The organism is Pseudoxanthomonas daejeonensis (genome assembly GCF_010093205.1).
Taxonomy (GTDB): Bacteria; Pseudomonadota; Gammaproteobacteria; order Xanthomonadales; family Xanthomonadaceae; genus Pseudoxanthomonas; species Pseudoxanthomonas daejeonensis.
On sequence record NZ_PDWN01000009.1, the window covers coordinates 182,780 to 190,838 of the forward strand.

At 71.1% G+C, this 8,059-nt stretch carries 6 protein-coding genes; 4 read left to right on the plus strand and 2 right to left on the minus strand.

Features of this window, described 5'->3' with window-relative positions:
* Window positions 1–269 precede the first annotated feature (269 nt).
* The gene (locus CSC65_RS10830) at window positions 270–3,191 is read left to right on the plus strand and encodes a ligand-binding sensor domain-containing diguanylate cyclase (RefSeq protein ID WP_162410582.1); all 2,922 of its coding nucleotides are present in this window, start codon (window positions 270–272) and stop codon (window positions 3,189–3,191) included.
* A gap of 68 nt (window positions 3,192–3,259) precedes the next feature.
* Here the strand turns inward: CSC65_RS10830 and CSC65_RS10835 are convergent, their stop codons facing one another.
* Window positions 3,260–3,502, minus strand: a complete 243-nt coding sequence (locus CSC65_RS10835) for a hypothetical protein (RefSeq protein ID WP_162410583.1) — start codon at window positions 3,500–3,502, stop codon at window positions 3,260–3,262.
* Window positions 3,503–3,713: 211 nt separating this feature from the next.
* Between CSC65_RS10835 and CSC65_RS10840 the strand changes: the two genes are divergently transcribed.
* The 3 genes from CSC65_RS10840 to CSC65_RS10850 all read left to right on the plus strand — a co-directional run bounded on the left by CSC65_RS10840 (window position 3,714) and on the right by CSC65_RS10850 (window position 6,687).
* Entirely contained in the window at window positions 3,714–4,610 is an 897-nt protein-coding gene (locus CSC65_RS10840) for an SDR family NAD(P)-dependent oxidoreductase (protein WP_162410584.1), read from the plus strand.
* A gap of 572 nt (window positions 4,611–5,182) precedes the next feature.
* Window positions 5,183–6,283, plus strand: a complete 1,101-nt coding sequence (locus tag CSC65_RS10845) for a CapA family protein (RefSeq protein WP_162410585.1) — start codon at window positions 5,183–5,185, stop codon at window positions 6,281–6,283.
* Entirely contained in the window at window positions 6,283–6,687 is a 405-nt protein-coding gene (locus tag CSC65_RS10850; protein WP_162410586.1) for a hypothetical protein, read from the plus strand. The genes CSC65_RS10845 and CSC65_RS10850 overlap by 1 nt, the downstream gene beginning before the upstream one ends.
* A 40-nt stretch (window positions 6,688–6,727) precedes the next feature.
* Here the strand turns inward: CSC65_RS10850 and CSC65_RS10855 are convergent, their stop codons facing one another.
* A complete protein-coding gene (locus CSC65_RS10855) occupies window positions 6,728–7,687 on the minus strand; it encodes a DUF4344 domain-containing metallopeptidase (RefSeq protein ID WP_238390356.1) in 960 nt (319 codons plus the stop codon).
* Between the last annotated feature and the right edge of the window lie 372 nt (window positions 7,688–8,059).

Below are 8,059 nucleotides of genomic sequence, written 5' to 3' on the forward strand. Positions count from 1 at the left end.
TTCCGTTCCCGAGTTCCTGCGCCTGGCAGGCGGCGGCAGCTGCCGCCGGATACACGCACCGGCATCCGGGATGCCGCCTGCTCGCCCTCTTCCCGGCCAGACCCGGCGGTCCCGCAACGACAGGCCGCCGCCGCACCCCGTGGCGCGCGTCCTGGAGCGCGCTCCCCGACGCTGGAAACCGCACTCGGACCCCGATTTCCAGAGGCCCGCGCCACCGCTGCTGGTACCATGCGCACAGACCGGTTAGGGGACCGATGTCGGAATGCCGCATGTCCATTGATGTCCAGCGCGCCTGCGCGCTGCTTTCGCATGTCCTGCGCGGCCTCCTGTGCGCCGTCCTGTGCGCCACCCTCCCCACCGGCCCCGCCCGCGCCCTGGACCCCCAGCGCGCCATCGGGCAGTTCACCCATGTCTGGTACGAGAACCAGCTGCCGCAAGGCACCGTCCTGTCGATCGCCCAGCAGGGCGACGGCGCCATCTGGCTGGCGACGTACGGTGGCCTGGTCCGGCACAGCGGCGCCGGCTTCGACGCCATCGACCCGCGCAGCGCCCCGGCCCTGAAGAGCTCGGCGATCACCGCGGTCAGCGCCGACGGCACAAGCGGCATCTGGGTCGGCACCCTCAACGGCGGCCTGTACCGGCAGCGCGGACGCACCCTCGAACCGGTGCCATTGCCCGAGGGCATCGAAAGCGTGTTCGGCATCGTGACCGACACCGCCGGGGCGCTGTGGCTGACCACCAATGCCGGCGTGGTCCGCATCGTCGGTGGCGAGCCACGACTGCTCGGCGACGCCGACGGCTTCCCGCCGCGCGGCTTCTACCGGGCGATCGTCGCCGCTCCCGACGGCGGGGTCTGGATCGCCGCCGACGGCGTGGGCGTCGTGCATTGGCAGGACCAGCGGGTGGAGGTCTACGACGAGAAGCAGGGCCTGCCCAGCAATGCGGTCTACAGCCTGGCCATCGACGCGGCCGGCACGGCATGGGTTGGCACGCAGGCTGGCCCGGCGTTCTTCCGCGACGGCCGCTTCCATCGCGAGCCGCGCGCGGCCGCGCTCGACGGCCGCCGCATCTACCACCTGTTCGGCGACCGCGAAGGCACGGTCTGGTTCGCGCCACTGGACATGGGCCTGTGCCGGCTGACCGCCGAGCGCTTCACCTGCAACGAGCGCCTCGCCGGCATGCACGGAGAAACCGTGCGCTCGATGTTCGAGGACCGCGAAGGCAACCTGTGGATCGGCACCACCTCCAGCGGCCTGCACCGGCTCAGCCAGTCCAAGCTGGTCACGGTCACAGGCCAGATGGCCTCCAACGCCGTGCGCGCCGTGCACCAGGTCCCGGGCGGCGACCTGTGGATCGGCACCGATGGTGGCGGCCTGGCCCGCTACCGCGACCAGGCCCTGGAACCGGCCGTCGGCTACAACGCGCAGCTGCCCAGCCAGCTGGTGCGCGCGATCGTGTCCGACGCGCAAGGCCGGCTGTGGGTCGGCGGCACCGAAGGCGTCACCCGCTTCGACGGCGATGGCAAGGCGCGCAACCTGGGCATCGGCGACGGCCTGCCCGGCACCATCGTCTTCGCGTTCGCGCCGGCGCGCGAAGGCGGCATGTGGACCGGCACCCTGCAAGGGGTGGCGCGGATCGAAGGCGACGAAGTGCATGTGGTGGAGGGCAGTCGCGGCGACGACACCCGCGCCCTCTACGAAGACCCCGACGGCCGGCTCTGGATCGGCCTGCGCAGCGGCCTGCGCTGCCTGCACGCCGGCGTGCTCGATCGCTGCGGCACCGACGGCCTGCCCGGCACCAGCGTGTTCGCCTTCCATCCCACGCCCGAAGGCGACCTGTGGCTGGGCACCAGCGTGGGCATCGTGCGCATCCGCGACGGCGTGGTGACCCGCTACCTGGAACGCGCCGGCTTCCATGGCGACGCGGTCTTCGCCCTGCTCGACGACGGACGCGGCAACTTCTGGTTCAGCTCCAACCGCGGCATCGGCCGGATCGCCAAGGCCGACCTGCAGGCGCTGGACGACGGCAGCAAGCCGCAGGTCGAGCCGCGCTGGTTCGGCACCGCCGACGGCATGCTCAACGCCCAGGGCAACGGTGCGTCGCAGACCCCGGCCGCGCGCAGCGACGACGGCCGCCTGTGGTTCGGCACCGCCAAGGGCGTGGTCGTGGTCGACCTGGACAGCATGCAGGGCAATCCGCAGCCGCCGCCGGTGACGGTCGAACGCATGCTGGTCGATGGCGTGGACGTGGATCCGCTGGATCCCGGCCGGCTGGGGCCGGGCGTGGAGCGCCTGGAACTGCAGTTCGCCGCGATGAGCTACGTCGCCCCGTCCGCGGTGCGCTACCGCTATCGCCTGGAAGGCTTCGACCGCGGCTGGAACCAGGCCGGCAGCCTGCGCACCGCGTACTACACCAACCTGCCGCCCGGCGACTACGTGTTCCGCGTGATGGCCAGCAACAACGACGGCGTGTGGAACCAGGACGGCGCCTCGGTGCAGTTCACCCTGCTGCCGCTGTGGCACCAGACGTGGTGGCTGCGCCTGCTGGTGGTACTGGCCGGGCTGGGTGCGATAGCCGCACTGGTCCGCCTGCGCCTGCGCGCCGCGCGCCGGCGCGAACTGTCGCTGACCCGCGAGGTGACCCAGCGCACCGACGCCCTGCGCGAAGCCAACGCGCAGCTGCGCCGCCTTGCCGCGATCGATGCGCTCACCGGCATCGCCAATCGCGGCGAATTCAACCGGCGGCTGCTGCAGGCCTGGGACGACCATGCCCGGCGCGATGCGCCGCTGGCCGTGCTGCTGGCCGACGTGGACGACTTCAAGGCCTACAACGACAGCTACGGCCACCTAGGCGGCGACGACGCGCTGGGCACCGTGGCCAGCACCCTGGCCGCGAAGGTCCGGGGCGCAACCGACCTGGCCGCGCGCTACGGCGGCGAGGAGTTCGCATTGCTGCTGCCCGACTGCGACCCCGACGCCGCGCTCGCCCTGGCCAACGCACTGGTCGCCGCCGTGCAGGAGCTGTCGATCCCGCACCGCGCCTCGACCGTGGCCGGCCGCCTCAGCATCAGCATCGGCGCCGCCAGCGTGCGTCCGGCGCGGGGCGGCACGCCCGATGACCTGCTGCACGCAGCCGACGAAGCGCTGTACCGGGCCAAGGCCGAAGGGCGCAACCGCGCGTTGCCGGCCTGATCCCGGCCGGGGGTCGCATCGGGGCCGCCGGGCCGGACCCGGCGCCACGACGCCGCTTCACGCCGACGCTACCGGGCGGGTTCTTTCTCCGTGGTCTTGGGCGGCTTGGGCTTGACCTTGAGGTCGCTGCCACCGACCCCGGTCAGCGTCGCCTTGGCCGCGGTTTCCTGCGGCGCCTGGGCCTGCACGTCCGCGCGCGCGGGCACCGTTTCGACCTTCTGCGTGGCCGGCTTGTTGCTGTTCATGCCGGCGTACGCCGGCTCCTTGGCGCTGTGTTTCCCCTGCTCGGCGCAGGGCTTGTTGCTGTTCATACCGCAACCGCCTTAGGCCAGTGCAAAACCGTGCCCAGCCAGGGCGAGCAAACCGGCAAGCGCTGCGCATGCGATGGCTGCTTTCATCTGAAGCTTCCCGCGACGTGCCCGGACGGGCACGGGCAGCCTATAGCACGCCCCTGGAGCGGATTCCACAGCCGCCGGCCGCGTTCCTGGCCTATGCTGGCCACTGCCCGAACGGAGCTTCGTCATGCGCATCCTGCTCGCCGCAATCGCCGTGGTCGTCCTGCTTGCCGTCGCACCGCGGCAGGCGCAGGCCGCCGACGCCCCGCTCTCCTACGCCGGCAAGACCGCCCTGGTCACCGGTTCGACCGACGGGCTCGGGCGCGAGCTCGCCCTGGCCCTGGCCGCCGACGGTGCGCACGTCATCGTCCATGGCCGCAACGCGCAGCGCGGCCAGGCCGTGGTCGACGAGATCACCCGGGCCGGCAAGGGCTCGGCCCGCTTCATCGCCGCCGACTTCTCCTCGCTGCAGGCCACGCGCGATTTCGCCGACACCATCGCCCGGGACTATCCCAGGCTCGACCTGCTGGTGAACAACGCCGGCATCGCCTTCAACAACGCGCCGCAACGCAGCGCCAATGCAGACGGCTACGAGCTGCAGTTCGTCGTGAACTACCTCGCCGGCTGGATCCTGGTGAACAGGCTGCTGCCGAACCTGGAAGCGGCCGCGCCCTCGCGCATCGTCAACATCTCTTCCGGCGCCGCGGCGGCGATCGATTTCGACGACGTCATGCTGGAAAAACCCGGCGCCCACCATCGCGGCTACGCGCAGAGCAAGCTGGCCCAGGCGATGATGACCACGCAGCTGGCCCCCGCGTTCGCCGGGCGCGGCGTCACCATGATCTCCCTGCACCCGGCCACGCTGATGGACACCACGATGGTCAAGGGCATCGGCATCCCCGCCCGCACCACCGTCGCCGAGGGCCGGGACCACGTGATGGGCCTGGTCACCGCACCGACGCTGCAGCCCGGCGCGTTCTACCTCGAAGGCAAGCCGGTGTCCCCGATGGACCCGCAAGCCGGCGATGCGCAGGCACGTGCGCGGCTGGTGGCGCTGAGCGCCGAGCTCACCGGCGTGCCCTGAGCAAGGCGAAGCGGGCCACGCCCTCGCAGGAGCGGGTATGAGCGCGACACCGAGCCCGTCTGATCCCGCAGGGCGTCGCCCGTGCCGAACACCTCGGCTTCGCGGCCTGAAGTCCGCTCCTACAGAAACCCTAACCCGCCCTTGTAGGAGCGGGCATGGCCGCGACACCGACGCCGCCGGATCCCGCAGGGCGTCGCCCGTGCCGACCAACTCGGCTTCGCGGCCTGAAGTCCGCTCCTACACAAACCCTAACCCGCCCTTGTAGGAGCGGGCATGACCGCGACACCGAGCCCGTCGGATCCCGCAGGGCGTCGCCCGTGCCGACCAACTCGGCTTCGCGGCCTGAATTCCGCTCCTACAGAAACCCTAACCCGCCCCTGTAGGAGCGGGCATGACCGCGACACCGACGCCGCCGGATCCCAAGGCATCGCCCGTTCCGACCGCCTCGGTGTCGCGGTCATGACCGCTCCTACGCAAGGGCCCAACACTACATACGGAGTACGATCGCGTCATGGGCGGCAGGCACCCGGATCACCCGGGAACTGGTCAGGTACCCGCTGGGGAGCGGATCGATGGCAACAGGTTCAATCAGGGTATGCCTCGGGCTGAAGGCCTTCATCGCCGCCGGCCCGCGGCGCCCGGCGTCGCACTCCGCTTCGCCAGCCCATGCGCCGCGAATCGCCCCCTTCCTGCTCGCCGCGTTCGCCTGGGGCCTGTCCCCCCTCCCCGTACCCGCCATCGCTGCGCCCGCATCGCCCGACCGCGAAGTCTCGATCGTCTTCGTCGGCGACGTCATGGTCGCCGAGCGCCCCGGTGAACTGATTACCGCCGGCATCGATCCGTTCCGCGCCTTCGCGCCCCTGCTCGATGCGCACGACCTGCGCATCGGCAACCTGGAATGCGTGGTCGCCACCGGTGGCGACGCGCTGGCCAAGCCTTACACCTTCCGCGCCGATCCGAACGTGCTGCCGGTGCTCAAGCGCCACTTCGACGGCCTGTCGCTGGCCAACAACCACTCCGGCGATTTCGGCAAGCAAGCGTTCGCCGAGCAACTGGACCTGATGCGAAGCGCCGGCCTTCCCGGCTTCGGCGGCGGCCGCAACGCCACCGAGGCGCATGCCCCGCTGATCCTGGAACGCGACGGCCTGCGCATCGCCCTGCTCGGCTACGTCGAGTTCAAGCCGCGTTCGTTCGAGGCCGACGCGACCCGCCCGGGCGTGGCCTGGAGCGGCGAGGACGAACAGGTGATCGAGGACATCGTCGCCGCGCGCCGCGACCACCACGCCGACATCGTGATCCCCTACCTGCACTGGGGCTGGGAGGAGGAAGCCCAGCCCAGCCCGCGCCTGCGTGCATTCGCCCGGCGCATGATCGACGCCGGCGCCGACATGGTGGTCGGCGGGCACCCGCACGTGACCCAGGGCGCCGACGTCTACAAGGGCAAGCCGATCATCTACAGCCTCGGCAATTTCCTGTTCAACAGCTTCGAGACCGAAGCCACCACCACCGGCTGGGTGCTGTCCGCGCAGGTCGGTCCGGAAGGCGTGCGCAGCTGGCGCACGCACGTGGCCAGGCTCGATGCCGATGGCGTGCCATGGCCCGCCGGAAGCGTGGCCAGCCCCTGCGGCCAGGCCGGCGCGACCACCGTCAACCTGTGCAAGGGATCCCCGTGATGCAGCCCCCCATGCGCACGTTCCTGCCGTGTGGCCTGCTGCTCTGCGGGCTGTTCGCGTGCGGCGCCGCGCAGGCCGCGACCGCACGCTGCCACCTCATCTACGGCGGCGAGGAATGGACCGTGGACGCGGCACCGACGGCCACGCCCTACACCGTCGAAGGCCGCAAGATCGGCCGCTACTTCGAGTTCAAGCTGGTCTATGCCGACCTGCCCACCACCGGGGAATCCATCCGCGCCTACACCTATGGCATGAGCAGCGGCGATCCGGTCCTGATCCACCAGGCCACCTGGCGACCGCCCTTCGATGCGCGCAAGGATGCCTACGGCTTCAGCGGTTTCCAGTACGTCTACGAACCGAGCAAGAGCAGCGAGATCCAGTACTGGTGCCAACACCTGCCGTGAGGTGATGCGGGCTGCCTGAGCATCGCCAGCCTGCGCGACCTCACCCACCCCGTTCCAGATACCGGACCGCCTCGTCCGCATACGCCTCCCTCTCCGGCGCCAGGTGCGGCAGCAGCAGGCGCACCCAGGCGCGGCTGGTCTGGCGGCTTTCGCGCGGGCAGCCGGCGGCGCGGGCGGCGGTGAGGTCGCCGGCTTCGATCATGCCGGCGAAGTCGTCCGGATCGGTGCCGTAGATCAGGCATTGCAGGTTGAAGAAGCGCTGCTCGCCCAGCGCATGCTCGTCGGCGAAGGCGTCCAGGTCATAGGCGCCGGTGCTGCGGGTGAGCATCCAGTTGGCGACCAGGCGCAGGTCGTCGATCACCTCGCCCGGGCTCTCGGCGAGTCCGCCGAAGCGCAGCATCAGGATCGCCGCCAGCTGGTCCACCGCATCTTCCTGGCGGCCGGTGACCGGCAGGTCCAGCAGGTCCACCAGCGCGTGGCCGGTTTCATGCAGCACCATGAAGCGCACGTTGGCCCGCAGGTAGCGCAGCGGATGGTCCTTGCCCAGCCCCAGCGCCTGCTGGTGCGCCTGGCCCTGCGCGTAGAGCGCGCGCAGGGTCTCGTAGCACAGCACCACCTCGGCCTGCTCCGGGCGGTAGAACGCGCCGGGCTCGCCGCACTCGGCGGTGACGAAGCGCAGGCGACGCGGCAAAGCGAACATGCCGTCGATCTCCTGCACCTCCGGCAGCTGCCGCCACAGGTCGGCCTCGCGCACGCGGCGGTATATGTCCTTGAGGTCGCGCGAGGCCGGCGGGATGTAGGCGTATTCGAAGGCGGGGCCGGGCGCGCCCGATGCCGGCTTCCCGGGCGGGCCCGCCTGGCGCGACAACGCGGCATCGCCCGCGGGCACCGACGTGCCCGGCCTGCCGCCAGCCGGCCCCGGCGGCGCGGCGCAGGCGAAACCGGCGGCGGTCGCGGCCAGCGCGAACATCAGGGCGGTGAGGCAGTCCTTGGAAGCCATCGAACAACCGTCGTCGGATGCGGGTGCCGGAAGCGTATGTGAACCGCGTGCGGCGATCCACAGGGCTGCCCGGTCTACCGGACACATCTGCGGCAGGGACACACCTCTGCCCCTGCTTTTCCCCATCTCCTTCTTCCCACGGGGCACTACGCGCCAACACCCGCCAGGACACGCCCCCTCGAAACGACCGCTTCCTCCACGGGATCAGAACCCCCGCCCCTCGCCGTGAGCTTCGACCGTGCGGGAAACCCGCATCGATCACAAGCGTACCTGACCGCGTTTTCAGGGGGCCGGCCGCGCATGCCTTACCATGTCGCCCCCGGCAGGCCTCGCGCCTCGCACCCGTGCCACCCGCCTCCCGCGCAAGCGCCC